Below are 24,821 nucleotides of genomic sequence, written 5' to 3' on the forward strand. Positions count from 1 at the left end.
GAGGAAGTGTTATGGTTGCGGTAAGAAGTGCGCATTTAAATACGGCCGGTGAGTTTGAGCTTGAAAAATGGATTAGCAACTTAGGGATTCATAATCCTGAGTCTTCTGAGCGTTTAGCAGCAACCTGGCGGTATTGTGAGCAGCAGGTTCAGGGCAACCCCGACGCTTCTTTAATTCTGTGGCGCGGATTAGAAGTGGTTGAGATTCTGGCCACGTTAAGTATGGATAACGACAGCATGCGCGCTGCGCTGTTATTCCCGCTGGCCGATGCCAAAATTGTTAATGAAGAAACTCTTAAAGAACACTTTGGCAGCGATGTGACGAATATGGTGCATGGCGTATTGGATATGGATGCCATTCGTCAGTTAAATGCCACCCAAAATAGCTCAAATACCTCGATTCAAGTAGATAATGTCCGTCGCATGTTGCTGGCGATGGTCGAAGATTTCCGCTGCGTGGTGATCAAGCTAGCAGAACGCATTGCTCATCTGCGGGAAGTGAAAGATGAAGCGGAAGAAGTGCGCGTTTTAGCCGCAAAAGAGTGCTTTAATATTTATGCGCCACTGGCAAACCGGCTGGGTATTGGCCAGTTAAAGTGGGAAATGGAGGATTTCTGTTTCCGCTATTTACATCCTGACGAATATAAACAGATTGCTACTCTGCTGCATGAGCGGCGTATCGATCGGGAAATCTATATTGACGACTTTGTGCAAACCCTACGTGATTCGATGAAAGAAGAGGGGATCAAAGGCGAAATATATGGACGACCGAAACATATTTATAGCATCTGGCGCAAAATGCAGAAAAAGGCGCTGGCGTTTGAAGAGCTGTATGACGTACGTGCGGTGCGTATTGTGGTTGAGCGTTTGCAGGACTGCTATGCCGCTTTGGGGATTGTCCATACTCATTTTCGTCATCTCCCCAGTGAGTTCGATGATTATGTTGCTAACCCTAAACCTAATGGTTATCAATCCATTCATACCGTGGTTTTTGGGCCAAAAGGTCATGCGGTAGAAATTCAAATTCGTACCCGACAAATGCATGAAGATGCTGAGCTGGGCGTAGCGGCGCACTGGAAATACAAAGAAGGTGCCGTTTCAGCTCGCTCTGGCTATGACGAGCGCATTGCTTGGTTACGTAAACTGATCGCCTGGCAGGAAGAGATGTCTGACAGCGGTGAAATGCTGGATGAGGTCAGAAGTCAGGTCTTTGACGATCGGGTTTATGTGTTTACCCCGAAAGGTGACGTTATCGATTTGCCAACCGGCTCCACGCCGTTGGACTTTGCCTATCATATTCACAGTGATGTCGGGCATCGGTGTATTGGTGCCAAAATAGGCGGACGGATTGTTCCTTTTACCTATCAGCTACAAATGGGTGACCAGATTGAAATTATCACCCAGAAACAGCCGAATCCTAGCCGTGATTGGCTGAATCCTAACTTAGGCTTTGTTAACAGCAGTCGGGCCAGAGCGAAAATTCAGGCTTGGTTTAAAAAGCAGGATCGGGATAAGAATATTTTAGCCGGTCGCCAGATTCTGGATGATGAACTGGAGCGGTTGAATATCAGCTTTAAAGAGGCTGAAAAACTGCTAGTGCCGCGCTATAACGTGCATTCGCTGGATGAAGTGCTGGCGGGTATCGGCGGCGGTGATATTCGTCTTAACCAGTTGATTAACTTCCTGCAAAATAAGTTTAACCAGCCAACGGCAGAAGAGGCCGATCGGGAAGCGCTGCGTCAGCTTAATCAGAAGACGGCGAATGCCCAACAGCGCAGCACTAAAAATAATAGTCAGGTGGTGGTTGAAGGGGTTGGCAATCTGCTGCACCACATTGCTCGCTGCTGCCAGCCGATTCCTGGTGATGAGATTATCGGTTTTATCACTCAAGGCCGGGGCATTTCTATTCACCGGGCAGACTGCGATCAGTTACATGAACTCAAATCACACGCCCCTGAACGGTTAGTTGAGGCGGTTTGGGGAAACTGTTATTCCAGCGGTTATTCATTGGTGGTACGAGTGATTGCCAACGATCGTAGTGGATTATTACGCGATATCACCACAATTTTAGCCAATGAGAAAGTGAACGTATTGAGCGTCGCCAGCCGCAGTGATGTGAAAAAACAATTAGCGACCATCGATATGGAGATTGAACTGTATAACCTTCAGGTTCTGGATCGGGTGCTGTCGAGAATTAATCAGTTGCCGGATATTATTGAGGCCAAACGCTCGGGCGCTAAGTAATACCCGCTTCTATCTGTTACCTTTCCGTCGCAGGCGCGCGGCGGAAATTTTGTTATATCGCCCGGGGCTGGTGAGCGCGGCTGCGATGGAATGTTAATCAGAAGATAAATCATGAATCAAATAACTGCCGTTCAGCGCTTGCTGGATATTATGAATGCATTACGCGACCCGGAAAGTGGTTGTCCATGGGATAAAGAACAAACTTTTGCGTCTATTGCCCCCTATACGCTGGAAGAAACTTACGAGGTTCTGGATGCGATTCGCCGAAATGATTTTGGTGATTTACGCGATGAACTGGGGGATTTGCTCTATCAAGTGGTGTTTTACGCGCGTATGGCTGAAGAGCAAAAGCTGTTTAACTTTGATGATGTGTGTCATGCAATTAGCGATAAACTGGAACGGCGCCATCCTCACGTTTTTGATACTCAGGCGGTAAACGATAGTCAGGAAGCGCTGGCTAATTGGGAAAAACGTAAGGTTAAAGAGCGGGCGCAAAAAGAACAGTTTTCCGTACTGGATGATATTCCAGAAGTGCTACCGGCTCTGATGCGCGCCTACAAAATTCAAAAGCGCTGCTCTTCGGTTGGTTTTGACTGGACTACGTTAGGCCCGGTGCTGGATAAAGTGCATGAAGAGATTGATGAGGTGATGCATGAAGCCAAGCAAGTGGTGATTGACCAGTCTAAACTGGAAGAAGAACTGGGTGATTTGCTGTTTGCTACCGTCAATCTGACCCGTCATTTGGGGCATAAAGCAGAAAGTGCCTTGCAGGTGGCTAATCGTAAATTTGAACGGCGATTCCGTCGAGTTGAAGAGATTGTTTTAGCTTCAGGAAAAACGCTGGAGCAGGCGTCATTACAGGAAATGGACATGGTTTGGCATCAGGTAAAACTGGAAGAGAATCAGACAGAAAAATAGATTAACTTTTAAGATCTGCTTTCAGTGTTTGTTGTGGAGGAAAGGGTCTGGTATACTACTGTCCCGTCCTAGTACCTCCATTTTCGTCTTTAAACCTAACCTTCAGGTTCAGCATGACAACTAATTATATATTTGTGACAGGCGGGGTTGTATCCTCACTGGGTAAAGGTATTGCAGCTGCCTCTTTAGCCGCTATTCTTGAAGCTCGTGGCTTAAACGTCACTATGATGAAGCTGGATCCGTATATTAACCTCGATCCAGGTACCATGAGCCCAATTCAACACGGTGAAGTGTTCGTCACCGAAGACGGTGCCGAAACCGATCTGGATTTAGGTCATTACGAACGTTTTATTCGTACCAAAATGACCCGTCGTAATAACTTCACCACTGGCCGCATTTACTCTGACGTGTTGCGTAAAGAGCGTCGTGGTGATTATCTTGGCGCAACGGTTCAGGTTATCCCGCATATTACCAATGCCATTAAAGAGCGTGTTATCGCCGGTGCCGAAGGCCATGATGTTGCTTTGGTAGAAATTGGTGGCACGGTCGGTGATATTGAATCATTGCCTTTCCTGGAAGCCATTCGTCAGTTAGCGGTAGAAGTGGGTCGTGAGCGCACGTTGTTTATGCACCTGACTTTAGTACCGTATATGGCGGCTTCTGGTGAAGTGAAAACTAAGCCTACCCAGCATTCAGTTAAAGAATTGCTGTCGATTGGCATTCAACCGGATATTCTGGTGTGTCGTTCAGACCGCGCAGTCCCAGCCAATGAGCGGGCAAAAATTGCGCTGTTCTGTAATGTTCCGGAAAAAGCAGTTATTTCTCTTAAAGACGTTGACTCGATTTATAAGATTCCAGGCCTGTTAAAATCACAGGGTTTGGATGAGTTTATCTGTAAAAGATTCCACCTAAACTGCCCGGAAGCCAATCTGGCCGAGTGGGAGCAGGTGATTTATGAAGAATCTAATCCAACGCGCGAAGTCACTATTGGCATGGTCGGCAAGTACGTTGAGCTGCCGGATGCGTATAAATCTGTCATCGAAGCATTAAAGCATGGTGGACTGAAGAATCGATTCAGCGTTAATATAAAGCTAATCGATTCGCAGGATGTCGAGGCCAGAGGTGAAGAAGTATTAGCCGGTCTTGATGCGATTCTGATTCCCGGTGGCTTTGGTTACCGTGGTGTAGAAGGCAAAATCACCGCTGCTCGCTATGCTCGCGAAAACAAAATCCCTTACTTGGGCATTTGTTTAGGTATGCAGGTTGCGATGATGGAATTTGCACGTAACGTTGTTGGCATGACCGACGCCAACTCAACCGAATTTGTGCCAGACTGTAAATACCCGGTTATTGCGCTGATTACTGAATGGCGTGATGAGGAAGGTAACGTAGAAGTTCGCACAGAAGAGAGCGATTTGGGCGGAACCATGCGTTTAGGTAGCCAGCCGTGCCATTTAACTGAAGGCAGCCTGGTGCGTAAATTGTATGATGCGCCAACAATTTTAGAACGTCACCGTCACCGTTATGAGGTGAATAATATGCTACTGCCGCAGATTGAAGCGGCGGGTTTATGCGTAGCGGGTCGTTCAGCTGACCATAAATTGGTGGAAATTATTGAGCTTCCGGATCATCCGTGGTTTGTGGCCAGTCAGTTCCATCCAGAATTTACTTCGACTCCGCGTGATGGTCACCCGTTATTTGCCGGCTTTGTTAAAGCCGCAGGGGAATACCAGAAGCGTCAGGGCGAGTAAACGGTTAGCTACCGTAATAATAAAGTATTCAGTGAGCCTGGCTTAGGCTAACGAAAATGATAAGCGTTGAATGCGTTCAAGCACCTCACTTATTAGCAAGACTAAGCCAGAGTGAGCGACGGGATAAACCGTTGCTGTCTACATTTGTAGTTTAATCAACTTGTACTGAGGAAAACCGAATGTCCAAAATCGTTAAAGTGCTCGGTCGTGAAATCATCGACTCTCGTGGCAACCCTACTGTTGAAGCTGAAGTTCATTTAGAAGGTGGCTTTGTAGGTTTGGCTGCTGCGCCATCAGGTGCTTCTACCGGTTCCCGCGAAGCCCTTGAGCTGCGTGATGGTGACAAAGCTCGCTACCTGGGTAAAGGCGTATTGAAAGCGGTTGCTGCAGTTAATGGTTCAATTGCGCAAGCCGTTATCGGTAAAGACGCGAAAGATCAGGCTAACATCGATAAAATCATGATCGATTTAGACGGTACTGAAAACAAATCTAACTTTGGTGCTAACGCTATTCTGGCGGTTTCTTTAGCAGCAGCTAAAGCAGCAGCAGCGTCAAAAGGCATGCCTTTATTCGAGCACATTGCTGAACTGAACGGTACTCCGGGCAAATTCTCTATGCCATTACCAATGATGAATATCATCAATGGTGGTGAGCACGCTGATAACAACGTTGATATTCAAGAGTTTATGATTCAGCCAATCGGCGCTAAAACTCTGAAAGAAGCCGTTCGCATCGGTTCTGAAGTGTTCCACACTTTGGCTAAAGTTCTGAAAGCGAAAGGTATGAGCACAGCGGTTGGTGACGAAGGTGGCTATGCGCCTAACCTGGAGTCTAACGCTGCTGCACTGGCTGCGATTAAAGAAGCAGTAGAGCAAGCGGGCTATGTTCTGGGTAAAGACGTAACTTTAGCTATGGACTGTGCAGCTTCCGAGTTCTATAACAAAGAAACCGGTAACTACGAACTGAAAGGCGAAGGTAAAACTTTCTCTTCTAAAGAATTTACTCACTACCTGGAAGAACTGACCAAGCAGTACCCAATCGTTTCTATCGAAGATGGTTTGGACGAATCTGACTGGGATGGTTTTGCTTACCAGACTCAAGTGATGGGTGACAAGATTCAGTTGGTTGGTGATGACCTGTTCGTAACTAACACTAAGATCCTGAAAGAAGGTATCGACAAAGGTATCGCTAACTCTATCCTGATTAAATTCAACCAGATCGGTTCTCTGACCGAAACACTGGCTGCTATCAAGATGGCTAAAGATGCTGGTTACACAGCGGTTATCTCTCACCGTTCAGGTGAAACTGAAGATGCCACTATCGCTGACTTAGCGGTTGGTACTGCTGCAGGTCAAATCAAAACTGGTTCTATGAGCCGTTCTGACCGTGTTGCTAAATACAACCAATTAATCCGTATTGAAGAAGCGCTGGGTGACCGTGCTCCGTTCAACGGCTTAAAAGAAGTGAAAGGTCAGGGTTAATTTTTAATCCGCTTTTAGCTTAATGAAATCCCGTATTGGTAAACGATCAATACGGGATTTTTATTTTTCGTTGTTTTGTCAGAGAAAACTATGTCATATCCGGTAAATGAGTTATTTCAGACCTTACAGGGTGAAGGGTACTTTACTGGCGTTCCGGCCATTTTTATCCGTTTGCAAAGCTGCCCGGTGGGTTGTAGCTGGTGCGATACTAAACATACTTGGGAAAAGCTGGCGGACCGTCAACGACCAATAGGCGAGATATTGGTAAAAACTGTGGAAAGTGACCAATGGAGCGAGGTTTCAGCCCATGAATTGTTGGCCATTTTACAACAGCCACACTATACCGCCCGCCATGTGGTGATTACCGGTGGCGAGCCTTGCCTGTATGACCTAAAGCCTTTAACAGAATTATTAGAGCAACACGGTTTTAGCTGCCAAATAGAAACCAGCGGTACCCAGCCGATTAAATGCTCTGACGATACTTGGGTGACTGTTTCACCAAAGATAAATATGCGCGGTGGCTTACCGGTGATATCACAGGCATTGCATCGCGCTGATGAGATCAAACATCCGGTCGCGCGTGAGCGTGATATTGAGGAATTGGATCAATTACTCACCATGCTGAATGATAGTAAGCAGCGGGTTATTGCATTACAGCCGATAAGTCAGGGAAAGCGGGCAACCGAATTGTGTATCGAGACCTGTATTGCGCGTAACTGGCGGTTATCGATGCAAACGCATAAGTATTTAGGCATTGAGTGAGGTTGATGCAACGCAGCGATGCCAGTATGAGAGTTTATTCACGGGATTGAGTGCCCTGAAGGTCGAAGTAGATAGGGCACTTTATTGTTCAGCGGATACGCGATGGGAAAAAACGTTACTCCCCGCGATAGATACAGCCTGCGGTACAGGTTTCTTTTACCATAATGGCGCTGAGTATCGGTAACTGTGGTTTTAGCTGTTGCCAAATCCACTGCGCTAGCACTTCGCTGGTAGGGTTTTCCAAACCGGCAATATCATTCAGGTAGTAGTGGTCTAAACGGTCGAGAATCGGCTTAAAAGCCGCTTTAATTTCAGAAAAATCTATTACCCATCCAGTATGTGGATCCACTTCGCCGGTAACTTCAACTCTGACCATAAAAGAGTGCCCATGCAAACGGCCACATTTATGCCCTGTTGGTACATGAGGTAAGTGATGTGCGGCTTCAAAAGTAAAATCTTTAAATAGTGTGGTAACCATATTGGCCTCTGATAATTATTGCGCGGCCATAGTACTAAAAAGTCGTCGTCGTTGCCACGTTATAAGAATATCAATGGGGTATCCGGTTAAAGCCCTGAGGAAGGCGCTGATGAGGTCATTTTACATAAGCGTTAGGTCGCTCCATTTTATTATATTGGTAAATCATTGCTGAAATATTGCCCCGAATATTCGTGCGCTGGTGTTTAACGGATTGATTGTATCGCTATATTTTTATTATCCATTTAATGAATAGCTAAAAAAATCAATATAACCATGTCGTTATTATCAAAAATAATTTTTATGTGGCCCGGTTTGTAGCAAAAGCCTTTGCAACGATCTATGGTTTGATGTTTTATAAATTAATTAGCGAGCAATGAAGATAAAAAACAAATCATTATAGATAAAAAAATTCGTTGCCCGAAATAGAATAAATAGACTAGACAGGGGAATAAAAATGTTGGATGTAACTCAGTTTGATCAAATTAACCCACCTTATCGTTTGCTTATGGGACCTGGGCCAATTAATGCGGATCCGCGCGTATTACGTGCCATGTCCAGTCAGCTAATCGGTCAATACGATCCCGTCATGACCGGTTATATGAATGAAGTCATGGAGCTGTATCGTGGACTTTTCCGTACTCAAAATAACTGGACCATGCTGATTGATGGCACGTCTCGTGCAGGTATTGAGGCGATTATTTTATCTGCTATTCGTCCTGGCGATAAAGTATTGGTGCCGGTATTCGGTCGTTTTGGCCACTTGCTCTGCGAGATAGCTCGCCGCTGTCGGGCTGAGGTGCACACCATCGAAGTGCCTTGGGGTGAAGTATTTACTCCGGATCGCATTGAGGACGAGATTAAAAAAGTGCGTCCGCGCATGCTATTAACGGTTCAAGGCGATACCTCCACAACCATGCTACAACCGCTGGAACAGTTAGGGGAAATCTGCCGTCGTCATGGCGTTTTATTCTATACCGATGCAACAGCATCATTCGGTGGTAACGTTCTGGATACCGATGTCTGGGGATTGGATGCGGCTTCTGCTGGGTTACAAAAATGTCTTGGCGGACCGTCGGGTAGTTCACCGATTACCCTGAGCCCGCAGTTTGAAGAAGTCATTCGTCGTCGTAAATGTGTGGAAGAGGGTATTCGTACCGCTGAGCATGTTGATGGCGATGATGAAATGATCTATTCCAACTATTTTGACCTTGGCATGATTATGGATTATTGGGGACCGGAACGCTTGAATCACCATACCGAAGCAACCAGTATGCTGTTTGCCGCCCGGGAATGTGCCCGACTGATTCTGCAAGAAGGTGTTGATGAGTGTATTGAACGCCATCGGTTACACGGTAATGCGCTGGTTAAAGGCATTCAGGGCATGGGGCTGGAAACATTCGGCGATCTTGACCATAAGATGAATAACGTACTGGGCGTGGTGATACCACAGGGCGTGCATGGTGAGCAGGTTCGAGAAATGATGCTAAATGATTTCTCGATTGAAATCGGCACCTCATTTGGTCCATTGCAGGGCAAAATCTGGCGTATTGGCACCATGGGCTACAATGCGCGTAAAGATTGCGTATTGCAGACGCTGGCCGCGCTGGAAGCGGTATTAAATCGTCTGGGCTTTAAATCAACTCAGGGTCAGGCACTACAGTCAGCTTGGGATTATTATGACGCTGAAGCCAAAGTTTGATGATGAATAAAGAGATTAGCTTTTTATGCTATTAATCAGCGGGAGAGATTTCCGTTGGGGTCGTAGCGGCGAAAGCCGCCGGAGTGCCCCTAGGGAATCTAGGCCCGCTGCTCGCAGTAGCTAATATAGTTTATATCCCGGCCAAACACGATGTTGATATTGCGATGGTATGTTTTAGGCCGGAATATCCACAAAAGTTAATTTTCCTGATTGATTATTGCTCTAAGACCGCCAGTTAAGGCGGTTTTTTATTTATTCACGCCAAAACTACAGCGACCTAATAATTCGGCTTAGCAGCTTGATACGTGGAATGATACTGTCCAGTTCCACATATTCCGTCAGGCTATGGAAGTCGGCACCGATGGCGCCAAAACCGTCCAGTGAAGGAATACCCAGCGCTGCGGTGTGGTTAGCATCAGAACCGCCGCCAACCGCCAGCCAGTTAATCGGAATACCTTCCTCTTTACCGCACTTCTCGACCAGTTCCATTAGCTTCTCAGTCTCGGCAGAAGGGGACATGGCTGGCGTGTGTGCCATTTGAGTTACCGTCGTGGTGACATCAGCCACGTAGGCGTTTTTGGTCATTTGGTTGATCGCGGTGTTAATACGCTGATACTCATCATTATCCCAGAAACGAACGTCAACTACGGCTTGAGCTTTATCCGGTACGATATTGGCGGCATCACCACCTTTAACCACGCCGACGTTCAGGGTAGTGCCGGTTTCTGCACTGCCTAACTGATTAATCGCCAGTATCCAATGGGCTAATTCAGTAATCGCCGAACGACCTTTCTCTGGGGCATTACCCGCATGTGCTGCACGGCCATGGAAGTCGATGTTATAGCGAACCATACCTTTACGGGCTTTAACTAATGAACCATCTGCACGGGCGGCTTCGGCTACCAGCACATAGCGGCTTTGTTTAGCATATTCACCCAGCCATTCATGGGAATAGACTGAACCCGTTTCCTCATCAGGGTTCATCGCTACGGCGATGGACAGTCTGGCGACATCTTGATCGTTCAGCGCACGCAGAGCCCACAAAATATTTAGCAGACCGGATTTCATATCTGCGGCGCCCGGCCCATACACACGGGTTTCATCGGTGGACATTGGACGTTCTGCTGCGGTTCCCGGTGGGAATACGGTATCCATATGGCCAATTAACAGAACGTCAAACTGCGTTGCGCCAGGTTTGTTGGTGGCAAATACGCCAGGGCCAACCTCTTTACCCAGATCGACGATTTCGGCATGCCAGCCTAGATCTTTATATTTCTTTTCCATCATACCTGCGATGACGGCGACGCCTTCGGTAGTTTGGGTACCACAGTCAATATTCACCAGAGGACGGAGTTCATCTAAATATTGTTCTAACTGCATGATATTTCCTTATTGAATTCTTAATCTGTTTTTGGAATGAGTCTCAGACAATGGGTTAGAGATTAATAATAATGCGCATCAGGAACATGGAGATAAACGCATTCACTACCGCGATAAGTAGCATCAATGGAATGCGGCTGGCCTTGGTTCCCACCACGCCTAAAATGCGCCCGGCGTATTGCACTAACGAGCCCATCAGATAAATAGCCGGCGCTAAAATAGCTAAATGTTCACCGCTAAGATGGCCGCTTTGGAACAGGCTGACGGCAACCCCGATAGCGCCACCCATCGACATCAGGCTACTGATTAATACCGCTGCTGCTTCGCCGGGCAGGCCGACTAAAGCCATCACCGGTTCACAGAGCTTACCTAGCAGATCTAACAAGCCAGTAATTTGTAGCGCTTTGATAATCACAAACGCCATGAGTACGTTTGGTAGCGTGCTAGTGGTGGCGATGATCCAGCCTTTACGGGCACCGGCAACGAAAATGTCGGTAATCATTGGTTTAGAGTTAGTTGACATTTTGCTATTCCTTATTGTTTTTCTGCGGTTTCATTAGCTGTTTTGGGTTCATCTTTATCTGACAAAATACTGAGATAAAGACGCATGACGTTAGCGCCAAAGACTTTCATAATGAAAATCACGCCAATGCAGGCGCCAATGGTGGTTGGAACAGCAAGTTCACCAGAAACCAGAACCAAGGTAAATAACACTGCGCCGGATGAGAAAAAGTTAGTAATCATCGCGCCGCCAGAAAATTGGAACATGGTTAATACTTCTTTCTCTTTGGCGGTTATTTTGTTTTCATCCGCCAGAGCACGGGTCAGTGACGCACCAACGTCGGTGCTTTGTAAGCTACCGATAATGGCTAAGCCGGTAATCCCAGGGACACCCAGCAGTGGGCGCAGGATCACACTTAATAGTTTACGTGCGGCGTTCAGGGCACCATAGTGCTCCAGCACGTTGATCATGGCCAAAGCAAACATCACTGAGGGAATCAAACCAAAGGCAAACAGAAAACCCTCCATTGCACCGCTACCACCGTTGCCGCGGTAGGTGCCACTGGTGGCTTTTAACGCATCATCAACCTGACTAACGCCGGTCAGTACCTTACCGAACGAACCATTAAGCGTAGTAAAGTCGATAGTGGAAAGCAGTGGCACAATCCAAGCGGTTGTCCAGTGAGCTAATCCCGGATGGGTGGTATGCAATAGATTAATCTGCGAGGCAATCCAGAGCGTGGTTGATGAATTCGGGCCAAATATTCCTGAGAAGAAGATAATGGCGAAAAAGAGAGCGAAATAGGCCCCAACACCAATCTTGAACTCCTTAGACTGGTCTGGAATAGGCGTTTCATTAGACATATTTAAACAATTCCCTGATGAAATGATATGTAGTTGTTGGTTGTAATTAACTTTTAATTATCGGTATTTCTGTTTTATTGACTTTTGACCTTGATCAAAAAGTGCTACTACTTGATATCACGCTTTGCCAAGAAATAGAATATTAAATCGTTTTTTATTGAATCATGATAAAAAATATAAGGTTAAATTTACGTCAGTATGGTTTTTTTATTAATCAATGATGTGGCGAGTAACGGTGTTTCCTACTGTAATTTTAAGATAGACGTCTGTCTTATTGTTTTTCTACTCAGAAAGACATTTTGTGTATTTTTATGCGTTATTCATGCATACTTTCGCTATTCGTTTTAAAAAAAAGTAAGGATATAACTTAATGTTTAAACGTCTTTCCATTTTTGGCGCCTGTCTGGCGGCAGCGTTGTGTACTTTACCTATCGTCAATGCAGCAGAGCCAACCTACGTGGTTGGTTCCGGTGGTACTTATCGTCCTTTCGAATTTGAAAACAGTAAAAAAGAACTGGAAGGATTTGATATCGATGTGATCTCGGCCATTGCTCAGGCCGAAAACTTTAAGATCAAGCTGGTGAATACCCCGTGGGAAGGTATTTTTGCTACTTTAAACAGTGGCGATCGTGACATTATTATTTCCGGTATCACCATTACCGATAAACGTAAGCAGATGGTTGATTTCTCAGCCCCTTACTTCCCAGCGGAGCAGGCTATTGTGGTGCCAAAAGGTAAAACCGTTAAGTCGATTGCCGAGCTAAAACCGCTAAAAGTTGGTGTCGTGAACTCCAGTACCGGCGATATTGTGGTTTCTGAGGTGTTAGGTAAAAACAGTACCTCAATCAAGCGATTTGATAATACCCCGCTGCTATTGCAGGAACTGTATGAAGACGGTATTGATGCTGCGGTAGGGGATGTTGGCGTCGCCAAGTTCTATATTAAAAACCACCCGGAAAAAGATTTTTCACTGGTTTCTGACGATAAATTTGAACGTCAGTATTTCGGTATTGCGGTGGCAAAAGGTAATGAGGAACTGCGCAATAAAATTAATACCGGTTTGAAAAAAATCATTGCCGATGGCACCTACGCCAAGATTTACCAAAAATGGTTTGATAGCAACGTTCCTGTGCTGCCAGCCGAATAATTTTTCATCATTGTTTTGTTCAGGGCGATAATCTCGCCCTGAATGCTTTTTATACGGATTCATTTTTATGTCAGGATTTCGCTGGGAAATAATCCAGGAATACGCCCCGCTGTTTGCCGAGGGCGCATGGATGACCATCAAATGCACCATTATTTGCGTAATATTGGGCGTCACCTGGGGATTGATTCTCGGGTTAGGGCGTTCCGCTCAGGCACCACGCAGTCGCGGTCTGGATCTCTTTTTACATCTGTTTGTGCAATGGCCGATAAAAATCTATGTCAGTGCCTTTCGCGGTACTCCACTATTTGTCCAGATTATGGTGGTGCATTTCGCGTTAATTCCTTTACTGATTAATCCGCGCGATGGGATATTGGTTAGTAGCGGCATCATGTCGGTGGATTTTGCCCGTATGCTGCGCTCGGAATATGGCGCTTTTCTTTCCTGCGTTGTAGCCATCACCCTTAACGCAGGGGCTTATGTTTCCGAAATTTTCCGCGCCGGGATTCAATCGATCGATCGCGGTCAGATGGAAGCCGCCCGTTCCCTTGGCATGAGCTACGGCAAGACGATGCGCAAAATCATTTTGCCACAGGCTTTTCGTCGTATGCTGCCACCATTGGGTAATAATGCGATTTCGATTGTTAAGGATTCTTCGCTGGCATCAGCCATTGGTTTAGCCGATTTGGCTTATGCCGCACGAACCGTTTCTGGCGCTTATGCCAGTTATTGGGAACCCTACCTGACAATTTCTATTATCTATTGGGTTATTACGTTTTTACTTTCCCTGATGGTTAGACACATGGAAAAGAGGTTAGGCCGAAGTGATTAAGATTCGTAATTTACAGAAACAGTTTGGTGAAACTCACGTTTTACGCGGTATCTCCTGTGATATAGCCGCCAATGAAGTGGTGTGCATTATTGGCCCATCCGGTTCAGGAAAAAGTACTTTTTTGCGCTGTATGAATGCGCTGGAAGAGATGAGCGGCGGCGAGATTACGGTTAACGGCTTTGAGGTTCACGATCGTAAGACCGATCTGAATAAACTGCGTGAAAGCGTCGGTATGGTGTTCCAACGATTTAACCTGTTCCCACATATGACGGTGTTAGAAAACCTGATTCTGGCGCCGATGGATGTGAAAAAGTTGACCAAGGCCGAGGCGATTAAAAACGCCGAGAGGCTATTACAGAAAGTTGGACTGCTGGATAAGATTGATGCCTATCCAAGCCAGCTTTCCGGTGGACAGCAGCAGCGGGTGGCCATTGCCAGAGCGTTGGCGATGGAGCCGAAAGTGATGCTGTTTGATGAGCCAACTTCAGCTCTCGATCCTGAGCTGGTGGGAGAGGTGCTGGCGGTCATGAAGTCTCTGGCTCATGAGGGAATGACCATGGTAGTGGTGACCCACGAAATGGGGTTTGCCCGTGACGTGGCAGATCGCGTCATCTTTATCGATCAGGGCATCATTCAGGAACAGGATGTGCCGGAAAAACTGTTTACTGCGCCGTCGAATGAAAGAACTAAAGCATTTTTAAGTAAAATTCTGGCGGTTTAGCTTAAATCAAAAGAGAGAGGCGGACTCACATACCGACTCTCTCTGCTTTTGTATTGATAATGAATATGACAAAAATATGGTCGCTCGGCGATGCGGTAGTGGACTTATTACCGCTGGAGAATATGCAGTATCAGGCCTGTGCCGGTGGTGCGCCGGCTAACGTTGCGGTTGGCGTTGCCCGTTTGGGCGTCGCATCGAGTTTTGTCGGGCGTTTAGGCAGCGATCCTTGTGGGCGGTTTATGCTGAAGTCACTGGCAGAGGAAGGGGTTGACTGCCAGTGTATTGAACAGGATCAACAATATCTGACCAGCACTGTGATGGTAGATCTGGCTGAAAACGGCGAACGTAGTTTTACTTTTTTGGTCAGCCCGTCAGCGGATCAGTTTTTACAGCAACAGGAACTCCCTTCTCAGAAGGCTGATATATTACACTTCTGTTCTCTGGCCTTAGTGGGTGACGTCGGTCGACATTCGCTGAATGCGATTTTTCAACAGATTAAGCGCCAACAGGGGCTTGTCAGTTTTGATCTCAACCTACGTGCTCAAATGTGGCAGGACAAAGTGCAGATGCACCGGATGATAAGCCAATATTGTGCTCAGGCCGATATTCTAAAGCTGTCGGATGACGAGCTATTCTGGTTAACGGAATGTCCCGCCGGTGATTGGGATAGCGCATTGACGAAACTGGCCAGCTATCCGGCATCGATCAAGGCGATCACTCAAGGTAAAGATGGTTGTTTGGTGATGTATCAAAACAGTATCTACTGCTTTGATGGTTATCCGGTGGTGAGCGTTGACACAACGGGGGCCGGCGATGCTTATATGGCTGGGTTGCTGGCAGCGATAGCGGTTAATGGGATACCCCAGCAGTTCGATGCCTTAAATAATGTTATTAGTCAGGCCTGCGCTTGCGGGGCTTTAGCAACGACGCGTAAAGGGGCATGGTCCGCACTTCCTGATATAAATCAACTACACTCTTTTCTATCAATCCATGGGAAACTGGCCGCAGTAATGCGATAAGTTAAGTTTTATCCCATTTCTGTATGGAGTCTGGCTTGGAGTTATGGGATGATTAGCCGGTTTTTCGGGGGGTGGGATGAAGAAACTTACGCTATTACTAATCGTATTATTTGGCTGGCTACAGTATTCACTGTGGCTGGGCAAAAATGGCGTGCATGATTATATTCGTGTTAAAGATGATGTAGCCGTACAGCAAGACAACAATGCCAAATTGAAATCACGTAATGAACGACTGTTTGCTGAAATTAGCGACTTAAAAGGCGGTCAGGAAGCGATTGAAGAACGTGCCCGTAATGAGCTGGGAATGATAAAACCTGGCGAGAGTTTTTACCGGATTATTCCTGAACAGCCTGCTCAAGGTGGTACAAAGTAGTGAGTCAGTCTGTTGGCCTCCCCCTTAATATTGTTGCCATTTTGCCCGCTGCCGGTATCGGTAGCAGAATGCAGTCGGATTGCCCGAAACAATACCTCTCGATTGGCGATAAGACTATTATTGAATATGCCATCAATATGCTGCTGTCTCATCCGATGGTGCAGCATGTGATTGTCGCTCTGCATCCGCAGGATTCGGTTTTTGCTACTTTACCCATTTCCACTGATGAGCGAATCTCAACGGTAACCGGTGGGGCTGAACGTTCTGATTCTGTGCTGGCAGGCCTGGAACTGGCAAAAACAATGAACGTTGATTGGGTGCTGGTGCACGATGCTGCGCGGCCGTGTCTACGTTATGCGGATTTGGATAACCTGATTCAATCAACCCTGAAAGCTAAACAGGGCGGTATTTTAGCGATGCCGGTTCGGGATACCATGAAACGTGAAGTGATTGGTGCACAAACCATCTCCCATACGGTAGATCGCAGTGCGTTGTGGCACGCACTAACGCCACAAATGTTTCCCCTTGAATTACTCTATGAATGTATTACCCGCGCTCATCAAGAGGGCATGGTGTTAACGGATGAAGCGTCGGCATTGGAACATTGTGGTTTCCATCCTTTATTGGTTTCCGGCCGTTCAGATAATATTAAAGTGACCCGTCCTGAAGACTTGGCACTGGCAACCTTCTATTTAACTCACCCATAATTAAGAGGAGTGTGACTAATGCGTATTGGTCATGGTTTTGACGTACATAAATTTGGCGGCGAAGGCCCGTTAATTATTGGTGGAGTGCGTATTCCTTATGAGTTTGGTTTACTGGCGCATTCTGATGGTGATGTGGCGCTTCATGCTTTAACCGATGCGCTTTTAGGCGCGGCGGCTCTGGGGGATATTGGTAAATTATTCCCAGACACCGACCCAGAATACAAAGGTGCGGACAGCCGTGAATTACTGCGTGAAGCCTATCGTCGTATTCAGCAAAAGGGATATCGCGTGGGTAATGTTGACGTGACGATTATTGCTCAGGCCCCCAAAATGGCACCGCATATTGCACAGATGCGCGTCAATATTGCTGAGGATTTAGCCTGCCATATGGACGATGTGAATGTGAAGGCAACCACCACCGAACAGTTAGGTTTCACCGGTCGTAAAGAAGGTATCGCTTGTGAAGCGGTCGCCTTATTGGTTAAAGCATGAATCAGGCTATGATGTCATTAGTTTGGCTCTATGGTAAGCCTGAAGGGACGGGAGTGTTGAAACAGTCTCCGGCTGATTTCTGCGTCCGGGAAGATTTAGGCTTTGAACCTGATGGCGATGGTGAACACGTCTTGGTCTATGTGCGTAAAACTGGTTGTAATACCCAGTTTGTCGCCGATAACTTAGCGCGATTCGCTAAAATTTCCGGCCGTGCAGTCAGCTATGCTGGCTTGAAAGACCGTCATGCGGTTACGGAACAGTGGTTCTGTTTACAGATGCCGGGTAAAGAAACTCCCGACTTTAGCGCTTTTACGCTGGAAGGCTGTCAGGTGATTAACGTCGCCCGCCATCGTCGAAAGCTGCGAATTGGTACTTTACGCGGCAATGCTTTTAGTCTGGTATTACGACATATCAGTCAGCGTGATGAGGTTGAGTCGCGCTTACAACAAATTCAGCGTTTTGGTGTTCCTAACTATTTTGGTGAACAGCGCTTTGGCCGTGGTGGTAATAATTTGCTGATGGCACAACGTTGGGCCAATAATGACATCGTGGTCAGAGAACGCAATAAGCGCAGTTTTTATCTATCGGCTGCTCGCAGCGCCATGTTTAATCATATTGTTAGTCACAGGATTGAGCAGGCATTGCATCAACAGGTTATGGGTGGCGATGCCATGCAGTTGGCTGGCAGGGGGAGCTGGTTTGTGGCTCAGCCGGAAGAGCTGGCGACCTTGCAACAACGGCTGGATGATGGCGAGTTACGTATTACTGCCCCCCTGCCGGGGGACGGTGAACTAGGCACACAAGAGCAGGCGCTGGAATTTGAACAGCAGGCTTTAGTCGGCTATGACGATTTTCTTTCACTGATAAAACGAGAGCGGGTTGAAACTGCACGTCGTGCGGCTTTAGTGATTCCTCAGCAAATGGCATGGCAATGGCAGGATGACAACACTATAACGGTCGATTTCTGGTTACCGGCTGGGAGTTTTGCTACCAGCGTGGTGCGGGAAGTGATGCTGACGGCGGACGTTGAGGATATGCCCGAAGAGTAATTATATTCTGCCCGATAAGCATGGCTTAAAATAGGGCAGAATAGCGCTTCTGCTGTTCATTTCACGTTACCTGGTCAGTGGCCTCGATTCATTTGTTGTTGATTGCCGAACGGTGACTTTTGTGTGGTCATCGACTTAACCTGTGAATTATCCCCGATAGAAAGTGCCCCATCATTTTCCTGTATGCCAGGAAATGGTTATAATCAGAAAGCTAACGCTGAGTTGGTGGTGCCGATTGCAAAATGCATTGACGATGGCATGACGATTTAACGCATGATAAACAACTAAAATATGACGAAAATAGCAGGCAACGGGTTACTTCCATAATGAGAATTCTTCTGAGCAACGATGATGGCATTTCTGCGCCGGGCATTCAGATTTTATCTGAATCTTTGCGTCAGTTTGCTCAGGTACAACTGGTAGCACCGGACAGAAACTGCAGTGGCTCTTCTAATGCGTTAACGCTGGAGATGCCGGTTAAAATACAGACCTTGGCCAACGGTGATATTTCCGTCAGGGGCACCCCCACAGACTGCGTCTATTTAGGCGTCAATGCACTGATGGTACCGCGACCGGATATTGTGGTATCGGGGATTAACGCGGGTGCCAATCTGGGCGATGATGTGATTTATTCAGGTACCGTAGCAGCGGCAATGGAAGGTCGGCACCTTGGTTTACCCGCACTGGCGGTTTCTCTGGCGGGCTCTCGGTATTTTGATACTGCTGCTGCAGTGACCTGCCGTTTGCTGAAGGCATTGGCTCAAGAGCCGTTACGCACAAGTCGGATACTCAATATTAACGTACCGGATTTACCATTAAGTGAAATCAAAGGTTATAAAGTGACGCGCTGTGGGCGACGCCATCCTGCGGATCAGGTGATTTGCCAGCAAGATCCGCGCGGTAATCCGCTGTATTGGATTGGCCCGCCGGGCGAAAAAGACGATTCTGGTACAGGTACTGACTTTGCTGCAATAGAGCAAGGGTATGTTTCTATCACGCCGTTGCAGGTTGATTTAACGGCGTATGCCGCACAAGATGTTATCAATCAATGGTTATCGCAAGTGAAGGTTAGCTGAGTATGTCCAGTAAACGTATGCAAACATTGCTGAAGCAGCTTGTTGAGCAAGGGATCCGCGATGAGCGGGTTCTCCAGGCGATTGCATCCGTGCCACGAGAAGGGTTTGTTGATGAGGCTTTATCACATCAGGCCTACGACAATACTGCTTTACCGATAGGTGCAGGGCAGACTATCTCACAGCCTTACACTGTAGCTAAAATGACTGAGTTACTGAAGCTAACGCCACACTCTAACGTGCTGGAGATCGGCACCGGTTCTGGTTATCAGACCGCGGTTTTAGCCCATCTAGTCAACCATGTCTATTCAGTTGAACGGATTAAAAGTTTACAGTGGCAGGCGAAACGACGTTTAAAACAGCTTGATTTACATAATGTCTCAACGCGTCACGGTGACGGATGGGAAGGATGGCCTGTGCGTGGGCCATTTGATGCTATTATTGTCACTGCGGCACCGGATGAAATTCCACAGTCTTTAATGAGTCAGTTGATCGACGGTGGTCGGCTGGTTTTGCCGGTTGGTGAACAGCGTCAGTCCCAACTATTGCAGTTGGTACAACGCCATGGTGATAAATTTATTGTTGATAATATCGAAATGGTGCGTTTTGTTCCGTTAGTAAAAGGTGATTTAGCCTGAACGTAAAATGTAGATATTGGTAAATATCGCTATTCTTGTTTGACCTTCTGCATAGATATAGTGTCCAATTCTCGGATATTTATCTTTTAGGAATAATTTATTGATTAATAAATTATATAAATAGCTAAACGATTTTATTTTTATAGCAGTGATATTGGCAGAAAATTGTAAGATAAATAGGTTAACCAACGTCTTAAACGGCCATGATTTATGGCATATTGGCTCGATATTTGATCGGGTACTCATGAGTTTTATTGGTTATTGATTTTGCTATGGTGGGGGAAGTATGAAGAAAGGAAGCCCGATGACAACATATCGGCGTATAACAATAGGTGCAGTGGTCAGTATGTTATTGGTGGGTTGTAATAGCGATCCTAAGAACCCCGCACCGATTACTTCTATTAATGACAGTAGCGGTACGCGCCCGTCTTCTTCAGCATCGAATACCAGAGCAAATAATGCTGGCTCGCAGAATACGATGGCGATGGATACCAGTCGTCCGAATATTGTCTACGGTCAGAGCCAAAATACGGCGCCTCAGTCTGGTGCTGGCACTGCGGCATCTCAGAATAGCGGCGGTAATCCATTCGGCCAGAACAACGCAGCCAATCAGGCTAGCAGCGTCAATACAGCCGGCGATCGCATCGTTTATAACCGCAGCTATTCTGACATTCCTAAAGGTTCTTATAACGGTGGACCAACCTATACTGTTTCCCGTGGTGACACACTCTTTTATATCGCTTGGATCACCGGTAATGATTATCGTGATCTAGCACAAAAAAATAACATTTCTGAACCTTATGCTTTATCAGCAGGCCAAACCTTAAATGTGAGTGGCGGCGCTAATAACGGCGGCATGTTGGCTGGAGCCAGTAATAATGGGGCGTCCGTCTCATCTTCCACTGGAAATCAAAACCAAATAACAACGGTTGATTCTGGAAATTCAGGGGCGTACACTGCATCTGGTAGTAAACAGAATGTTGACAAAACGTTGCCAACTACCTCGACAGCGGGCACTATGACTGGCGCTTCAACCGGAACTGCAACAACTTCGGTTGCTACTGAAAGTCGTAGTTCAAACGTTCGCTGGCGTTGGCCGACCGAAGGAAAAGTGATTGAGAACTTTTCTACATCGGAAGGGGGCAATAAAGGTATCGACATTGCCGGGTCTCGTGGACAGCCGGTACTTGCCGCATCTGATGGGCGTATTGTATATGCAGGGAATGCGTTACGAGGCTATGGTAACCTCATCATTATTAAGCATAATGATGATTATTTGAGTGCTTATGCACACAATGACTCGATGCTCGTGGCGGAGCAACAAGAAGTCAAAGCTGGTCAAAAAATAGCAACAATGGGTAGTACTGGTACTAGCTCTGTCAGATTGCATTTTGAAATCAGATATAAGGGCAAGTCCGTTAATCCGCTGCAGCACTTGCCGCAGCGTTAACCGGGCAGGAAGTCAGTTTTCCTGCCTGTTGTCGCAATACTACGGGTAGGAAAACAAAAATGAGTTCCAATACGCTGAAAGTCAACGAATGGCCTGAAAATGCTGATTTCGATGATAGTGAACCCGCGGAGTTTGATGAAAAAGCTCAACTTGATGTAGTCGAGGACGACACCTCTGCGGATGACATACTGCTTTCACAAGATGTGACTCAACATGTGCTGGACGCCACACAGCTGTATCTCGGGGAAATTGGCTTTTCACCTTTATTAACTGCGCAGGAAGAAGTCTATTTCGCGCGTCGGGCTTTACGCGGAGATGCCGCAGCTCGTAACCGTATGATAGAAAGTAACCTGCGTTTAGTTGTCAAAATCGCCCGCCGCTATAACAATCGCGGTCTGGCACTTCTCGATCTTATCGAAGAGGGTAATCTTGGTCTTATCCGCGCGGTAGAGAAATTCGATCCTGAAAGGGGCTTCCGTTTTTCTACTTATGCGACATGGTGGATCCGTCAGACGATTGAACGGGCTATTATGAACCAGACCAGAACCATCCGTTTACCGATTCATATCGTTAAAGAGTTGAACGTTTACCTGCGCACTGCTCGTGAACTTTCACAAAAACTGGATCATGAACCACGTGCGGAAGATATTGCCATCCAACTGGATAAATCAGTTGGTGATGTTAGCCGGATGCTACGCCTTAACGAACGCGTGACTTCTGTCGATTCACCTTTAAATGGTGAGTCAGACAGCGCATTGTTAGACATCCTACCGGATGAAAATAACAATGATCCTGAATATATGATTCAAGATAACGACATCAAACAAAGTATTGTGAAATGGCTGTTTGAGCTGAATCCAAAACAGCGGGAAGTATTAGCCCGTCGTTTCGGTCTGCTGGGCTATGAAGCGGCTACATTGGAAGATGTTGGTGCTGAGATCGGTTTAACCCGTGAACGCGTACGCCAGATTCAGGTTGAAGGTCTGGGTCAACTGCGTGAAATTCTGGTTAAACAAGGTCTGAGTATTGAGGCATTGTTTCAGGAATAATTCAGAGTAACGTGAGTTATTTTAGTCGTTAAGATGATAAAAACACCGTCCCATATGAGACGGTGTTTTTTTAACTTCAATCACTACCAGCGATAGTTCACTTTCGCGGTGACTGTCCGCCCATCACCGTAATAACACCAATAGTCACAGGCGCTGACGTATTTCTTATCTGCCAGATTATTGGCGTTAACCTGCACCGACCACTGCTTATTGACATCATAACGGATCATGGCATCCCACAACGTATAATCAGGCACTTTCAGCGCTTGAGTGTTGGTCGCATCGCCATAAGTGCTACCAATATAGCGCACACCGGAGCCAATAGTTAATCCATCCAACGGACCGCTTAGTGCATAATCGGCCCATAGTGATGCCATATTTCTCGGGGTTGCCGGTAAGCGTTTACCAATCTCTTCATCATTGAGTGAACGAATGATTTGGATACGACTTAGCGTATAACTGGCGTGTATTTTCAGCGCATCGGTGGCATAACCAACGGCTTCCAGTTCTAATCCACGTGAGCGAGCCATACCGGTTTGGCTACGAATCGCCGGATCGTTTGGATCGGTGGTTAAGGTATTTTTTTGGTAAAGCTCATAGAGTGCTGCGTTGATGTAGCCGTTAAACCCTTGTGGCACGTACTTAATACCGATCTCAGTTTGTTGACCGGTTTGCGGAACGTAGGGTTTATTGTCGTTATTACGGCCGGACAATGGCTGGAATGATTCGGAATAGCTGACATACGGATTTAAACCGATATCTGACAGGTACATCAGACCAGCACTTTTGGTGTACTTATGATCATCCATATCCTGACGGTCGTTAGTATCTGGCTGGATATCACTGGATCTGGCTTTATCATAGCGCCCACCCAGCAGCAGCAACCATTTGTCATCAAACTTCAACTGATTCTGTACATATAAACCGGTCTGGAAACGTTTGGTGCGATGACTGAACAACTGGTCATCACTCACGGGATTATAGTTGCCGTAGGAGGGATTAAAAATATCCAGCGGGGCACCAAAACTGTAGAGGTTGGCATCTTTGCCCCGTGAGTTGGCGGTAAAGTAGTCAACTCCGAGTAATAAGGTATTTTCAAAACGATCGAAGGTCCAGTTACCCACCATACGGTTATCAATCGCCCAGCTTTGCGCGCTGCCGTTACGGTAGGTCAAACCGCGGTTAACGTGACGATCGTCGACCATACCCAGACCGTAAATACTACGCAGATCCATATTCAGATAGCTGTAGTTCATATTCTGGTGGAATGTCCATGTGTCATTAAAACCGTGTTTAAACTCATAACCAGCGTTGAATTGTTCAGTATTGTTGCGGCTATAGCTTGGCTCACCATAAGACATTTTATAATCGACTTTACCAAATGGCGTATTTTGCAGCGTTCCATAAGGCAGTTTAAAGCCGCTGGTCGGATTGGCATTATCTTTCAGGTAGCTGGTTAACAGGGTCAGGCTGGTATCATCTGATATATCAAAGGTCAGGCTTGGTGCAATATAGTAACGTTCGTCTTTAGCGCCATCGCTAGGTCCGTTGGTTTTCTTGGCAAAGCCAACCAAGCGATACTGAACGCTGCCTTCGTCGTTTAATGGGCCGGAGGTATCCAATCCGAAGTCGCGGTAATCATCGGAACCGTAAGATAATTGTACTTCCCCTTGTTGTAGGCGGGTAGGGCGCTTACTAATCACGTTGACCAGACCACCAGGAGGGTTTTGGCCGTAGAGCATAGAAGCCGGGCCTTTAAGCATCTCAATACGTTCGATGCCGTAGGCTTCTTGCTGCCAACCATAGAAACCATTTTCGTTAATGGCTTGTAGGCCATCTTGATAGCGACTCCAGCCGAAGCCACGTACAATTAACCAGTCGGTTTTATTATCCGGGCCATAAGGTGTAGCAAAAACGCCGGAGCTGTAACGCATGGCCTCATCAATTTTTTTACTTGCATGGCGATCCAAATCTTCACGAGTGACTTCGGATAACGCTCTTGGCGTTTCGGCTGCTGGGGTATCTATTTTTGAGGCGGTATTTCCACCAATAACCACCATCTTCTCAGTGCCGGAATTGGTTGAGGGTGATGTTTCAGTGGCGGCTAGAGCCGGTGCGGTTGCCGTTAGGCTGAGTAAAATAGCATAAGCTAACGGTTGATAGGTTAGGCCAGTCGGAACGACTCGGTTATCCATTG

24 protein-coding genes are annotated in these 24,821 nt (G+C 46.7%); 19 read left to right on the top strand and 5 right to left on the bottom strand.

What is annotated here, in order from left to right; genetic code table 11:
• Positions 1-11: 11 nt before the first annotated feature.
• The 5 genes from relA to queE all read left to right on the top strand — a co-directional run bounded on the left by relA (position 12) and on the right by queE (position 7,155).
• Positions 12-2,243 (top strand): GTP diphosphokinase, encoded by a 2,232-nt coding sequence (gene relA, locus EL341_RS04710; RefSeq protein WP_074819936.1) that lies wholly within the window; start codon positions 12-14, stop codon positions 2,241-2,243.
• Between the two features lie 111 nt (positions 2,244-2,354).
• A complete protein-coding gene (mazG, locus tag EL341_RS04715; protein ID WP_047780332.1) occupies positions 2,355-3,161 on the top strand; it encodes a nucleoside triphosphate pyrophosphohydrolase in 807 nt (268 codons plus the stop codon).
• A 113-nt stretch (positions 3,162-3,274) separates the two neighbouring features.
• The gene (gene pyrG / locus EL341_RS04720) at positions 3,275-4,912 is read left to right on the top strand and encodes a glutamine hydrolyzing CTP synthase (protein WP_114986330.1); all 1,638 of its coding nucleotides are present in this window, start codon (positions 3,275-3,277) and stop codon (positions 4,910-4,912) included.
• Between the two features lie 179 nt (positions 4,913-5,091).
• Positions 5,092-6,393: a phosphopyruvate hydratase gene (gene eno / locus EL341_RS04725; RefSeq protein ID WP_126467128.1), complete on the top strand. Its 1,302-nt coding sequence runs from the start codon at positions 5,092-5,094 to the stop codon at positions 6,391-6,393.
• A gap of 90 nt (positions 6,394-6,483) precedes the next feature.
• On the top strand, positions 6,484-7,155 hold the full coding sequence (gene queE, locus EL341_RS04730; protein ID WP_074819927.1) for a 7-carboxy-7-deazaguanine synthase QueE: 672 nt from the start codon (positions 6,484-6,486) through the stop codon (positions 7,153-7,155).
• 115 nt (positions 7,156-7,270) lie between these two features.
• Here the strand turns inward: queE and queD are convergent, their stop codons facing one another.
• The gene (queD, locus tag EL341_RS04735) at positions 7,271-7,633 is read right to left on the bottom strand and encodes a 6-carboxytetrahydropterin synthase QueD (protein ID WP_047780336.1); all 363 of its coding nucleotides are present in this window, start codon (positions 7,631-7,633) and stop codon (positions 7,271-7,273) included.
• Positions 7,634-8,087: 454 nt separating this feature from the next.
• Between queD and EL341_RS04740 the strand changes: the two genes are divergently transcribed.
• Positions 8,088-9,332: a pyridoxal-phosphate-dependent aminotransferase family protein gene (locus EL341_RS04740; RefSeq protein WP_047780337.1), complete on the top strand. Its 1,245-nt coding sequence runs from the start codon at positions 8,088-8,090 to the stop codon at positions 9,330-9,332.
• A 267-nt stretch (positions 9,333-9,599) separates the two neighbouring features.
• Here the strand turns inward: EL341_RS04740 and EL341_RS04745 are convergent, their stop codons facing one another.
• Genes EL341_RS04745 through EL341_RS04755 form a run of 3 tightly spaced genes read right to left on the bottom strand, consistent with a single transcriptional unit; the run spans position 9,600 to position 12,077 of the window.
• Positions 9,600-10,712 carry a M20 family metallopeptidase gene (locus EL341_RS04745; protein WP_126467130.1) on the bottom strand — a complete coding sequence of 371 codons (1,113 nt, stop codon included), beginning with the start codon at positions 10,710-10,712 and terminating at the stop codon, positions 9,600-9,602.
• A 55-nt stretch (positions 10,713-10,767) separates the two neighbouring features.
• On the bottom strand, positions 10,768-11,235 hold the full coding sequence (locus tag EL341_RS04750) for a YjiG family protein (protein WP_126467132.1): 468 nt from the start codon (positions 11,233-11,235) through the stop codon (positions 10,768-10,770).
• A gap of 11 nt (positions 11,236-11,246) precedes the next feature.
• Positions 11,247-12,077: a nucleoside recognition domain-containing protein gene (locus EL341_RS04755; protein ID WP_126467134.1), complete on the bottom strand. Its 831-nt coding sequence runs from the start codon at positions 12,075-12,077 to the stop codon at positions 11,247-11,249.
• A 370-nt stretch (positions 12,078-12,447) separates the two neighbouring features.
• On the opposite strand from EL341_RS04755, the gene EL341_RS04760 reads away from it, so the two are divergent.
• The 13 genes from EL341_RS04760 to rpoS all read left to right on the top strand — a co-directional run bounded on the left by EL341_RS04760 (position 12,448) and on the right by rpoS (position 22,624).
• Positions 12,448-13,224, top strand: coding sequence for a basic amino acid ABC transporter substrate-binding protein (locus EL341_RS04760; protein ID WP_126467136.1), 777 nt, complete (start codon positions 12,448-12,450; stop codon positions 13,222-13,224).
• Positions 13,225-13,291: 67 nt separating this feature from the next.
• Positions 13,292-14,053 (top strand): amino acid ABC transporter permease, encoded by a 762-nt coding sequence (locus EL341_RS04765; RefSeq protein ID WP_047780342.1) that lies wholly within the window; start codon positions 13,292-13,294, stop codon positions 14,051-14,053.
• The gene (locus EL341_RS04770; RefSeq protein WP_047780343.1) at positions 14,046-14,774 is read left to right on the top strand and encodes an amino acid ABC transporter ATP-binding protein; all 729 of its coding nucleotides are present in this window, start codon (positions 14,046-14,048) and stop codon (positions 14,772-14,774) included. Before EL341_RS04765 ends, EL341_RS04770 begins: the two co-directional genes overlap by 8 nt.
• 65 nt (positions 14,775-14,839) lie before the next feature.
• Positions 14,840-15,793 (top strand): aminoimidazole riboside kinase, encoded by a 954-nt coding sequence (locus EL341_RS04775; RefSeq protein ID WP_126467138.1) that lies wholly within the window; start codon positions 14,840-14,842, stop codon positions 15,791-15,793.
• Positions 15,794-15,869: 76 nt separating this feature from the next.
• Positions 15,870-16,166 (top strand): cell division protein FtsB, encoded by a 297-nt coding sequence (gene ftsB / locus EL341_RS04780; RefSeq protein WP_047780345.1) that lies wholly within the window; start codon positions 15,870-15,872, stop codon positions 16,164-16,166.
• A gap of 68 nt (positions 16,167-16,234) precedes the next feature.
• The gene (ispD, locus tag EL341_RS04785; protein ID WP_114987500.1) at positions 16,235-16,873 is read left to right on the top strand and encodes a 2-C-methyl-D-erythritol 4-phosphate cytidylyltransferase; all 639 of its coding nucleotides are present in this window, start codon (positions 16,235-16,237) and stop codon (positions 16,871-16,873) included.
• Between the two features lie 18 nt (positions 16,874-16,891).
• On the top strand, positions 16,892-17,365 hold the full coding sequence (ispF, locus tag EL341_RS04790; RefSeq protein WP_047780347.1) for a 2-C-methyl-D-erythritol 2,4-cyclodiphosphate synthase: 474 nt from the start codon (positions 16,892-16,894) through the stop codon (positions 17,363-17,365).
• An 8-nt stretch (positions 17,366-17,373) separates the two neighbouring features.
• The gene (truD, locus tag EL341_RS04795) at positions 17,374-18,414 is read left to right on the top strand and encodes a tRNA pseudouridine(13) synthase TruD (RefSeq protein ID WP_114987502.1); all 1,041 of its coding nucleotides are present in this window, start codon (positions 17,374-17,376) and stop codon (positions 18,412-18,414) included.
• Between the two features lie 123 nt (positions 18,415-18,537).
• Positions 18,538-18,684, top strand: coding sequence for a hypothetical protein (locus tag EL341_RS17565; RefSeq protein WP_158487422.1), 147 nt, complete (start codon positions 18,538-18,540; stop codon positions 18,682-18,684).
• A 56-nt stretch (positions 18,685-18,740) separates the two neighbouring features.
• Positions 18,741-19,490 (top strand): 5'/3'-nucleotidase SurE, encoded by a 750-nt coding sequence (surE, locus tag EL341_RS04800; RefSeq protein WP_047780348.1) that lies wholly within the window; start codon positions 18,741-18,743, stop codon positions 19,488-19,490.
• 2 nt (positions 19,491-19,492) lie between these two features.
• Positions 19,493-20,125: a protein-L-isoaspartate(D-aspartate) O-methyltransferase gene (locus EL341_RS04805; protein WP_047780349.1), complete on the top strand. Its 633-nt coding sequence runs from the start codon at positions 19,493-19,495 to the stop codon at positions 20,123-20,125.
• Between the two features lie 286 nt (positions 20,126-20,411).
• Entirely contained in the window at positions 20,412-21,575 is a 1,164-nt protein-coding gene (gene nlpD / locus EL341_RS04810) for a murein hydrolase activator NlpD (protein ID WP_071845443.1), read from the top strand.
• A gap of 59 nt (positions 21,576-21,634) precedes the next feature.
• Positions 21,635-22,624 carry an RNA polymerase sigma factor RpoS gene (gene rpoS / locus EL341_RS04815; RefSeq protein ID WP_047780350.1) on the top strand — a complete coding sequence of 330 codons (990 nt, stop codon included), beginning with the start codon at positions 21,635-21,637 and terminating at the stop codon, positions 22,622-22,624.
• 83 nt (positions 22,625-22,707) lie between these two features.
• Here rpoS and EL341_RS04820 read toward each other — a convergent pair whose 3' ends face one another.
• Complete coding sequence (locus tag EL341_RS04820) at positions 22,708-24,819, bottom strand: TonB-dependent siderophore receptor (protein WP_126467140.1); 2,112 nt, start codon at positions 24,817-24,819, stop codon at positions 22,708-22,710.
• Between the last annotated feature and the right edge of the window lie 2 nt (positions 24,820-24,821).

The sequence above is a fragment of the Pragia fontium genome (assembly GCF_900638655.1).
Lineage (GTDB): Bacteria > Pseudomonadota > Gammaproteobacteria > Enterobacterales > Enterobacteriaceae > Pragia > Pragia fontium.

What these genes read in the sequence shown, in the direction of transcription:
- ispF (WP_047780347.1), top strand. Translation starts at nt 16,892, where the DNA reads ATGCGTATTGGTCATGGTTTTGACGTACATAAATTTGGCGGCGAAGGC.
- queD (WP_047780336.1), bottom strand. Translation starts at nt 7,633, where the DNA reads ATGGTTACCACACTATTTAAAGATTTTACTTTTGAAGCCGCACATCAC.
- EL341_RS04760 (WP_126467136.1), top strand. Translation starts at nt 12,448, where the DNA reads ATGTTTAAACGTCTTTCCATTTTTGGCGCCTGTCTGGCGGCAGCGTTG.
- ftsB (WP_047780345.1), top strand. Translation starts at nt 15,870, where the DNA reads ATGAAGAAACTTACGCTATTACTAATCGTATTATTTGGCTGGCTACAG.
- nlpD (WP_071845443.1), top strand. Translation starts at nt 20,412, where the DNA reads ATGAAGAAAGGAAGCCCGATGACAACATATCGGCGTATAACAATAGGT.
- EL341_RS04740 (WP_047780337.1), top strand. Translation starts at nt 8,088, where the DNA reads ATGTTGGATGTAACTCAGTTTGATCAAATTAACCCACCTTATCGTTTG.
- mazG (WP_047780332.1), top strand. Translation starts at nt 2,355, where the DNA reads ATGAATCAAATAACTGCCGTTCAGCGCTTGCTGGATATTATGAATGCA.
- truD (WP_114987502.1), top strand. Translation starts at nt 17,374, where the DNA reads ATGATGTCATTAGTTTGGCTCTATGGTAAGCCTGAAGGGACGGGAGTG.
- pyrG (WP_114986330.1), top strand. Translation starts at nt 3,275, where the DNA reads ATGACAACTAATTATATATTTGTGACAGGCGGGGTTGTATCCTCACTG.
- rpoS (WP_047780350.1), top strand. Translation starts at nt 21,635, where the DNA reads ATGAGTTCCAATACGCTGAAAGTCAACGAATGGCCTGAAAATGCTGAT.
- EL341_RS04755 (WP_126467134.1), bottom strand. Translation starts at nt 12,077, where the DNA reads ATGTCTAATGAAACGCCTATTCCAGACCAGTCTAAGGAGTTCAAGATT.
- ispD (WP_114987500.1), top strand. Translation starts at nt 16,235, where the DNA reads ATGCAGTCGGATTGCCCGAAACAATACCTCTCGATTGGCGATAAGACT.
- EL341_RS04805 (WP_047780349.1), top strand. Translation starts at nt 19,493, where the DNA reads ATGTCCAGTAAACGTATGCAAACATTGCTGAAGCAGCTTGTTGAGCAA.
- EL341_RS04775 (WP_126467138.1), top strand. Translation starts at nt 14,840, where the DNA reads ATGACAAAAATATGGTCGCTCGGCGATGCGGTAGTGGACTTATTACCG.
- relA (WP_074819936.1), top strand. Translation starts at nt 12, where the DNA reads ATGGTTGCGGTAAGAAGTGCGCATTTAAATACGGCCGGTGAGTTTGAG.
- EL341_RS04820 (WP_126467140.1), bottom strand. Translation starts at nt 24,819, where the DNA reads ATGGATAACCGAGTCGTTCCGACTGGCCTAACCTATCAACCGTTAGCT.
- EL341_RS04765 (WP_047780342.1), top strand. Translation starts at nt 13,292, where the DNA reads ATGTCAGGATTTCGCTGGGAAATAATCCAGGAATACGCCCCGCTGTTT.
- EL341_RS04750 (WP_126467132.1), bottom strand. Translation starts at nt 11,235, where the DNA reads ATGTCAACTAACTCTAAACCAATGATTACCGACATTTTCGTTGCCGGT.
- EL341_RS04745 (WP_126467130.1), bottom strand. Translation starts at nt 10,712, where the DNA reads ATGCAGTTAGAACAATATTTAGATGAACTCCGTCCTCTGGTGAATATT.
- eno (WP_126467128.1), top strand. Translation starts at nt 5,092, where the DNA reads ATGTCCAAAATCGTTAAAGTGCTCGGTCGTGAAATCATCGACTCTCGT.
- surE (WP_047780348.1), top strand. Translation starts at nt 18,741, where the DNA reads ATGAGAATTCTTCTGAGCAACGATGATGGCATTTCTGCGCCGGGCATT.
- queE (WP_074819927.1), top strand. Translation starts at nt 6,484, where the DNA reads ATGTCATATCCGGTAAATGAGTTATTTCAGACCTTACAGGGTGAAGGG.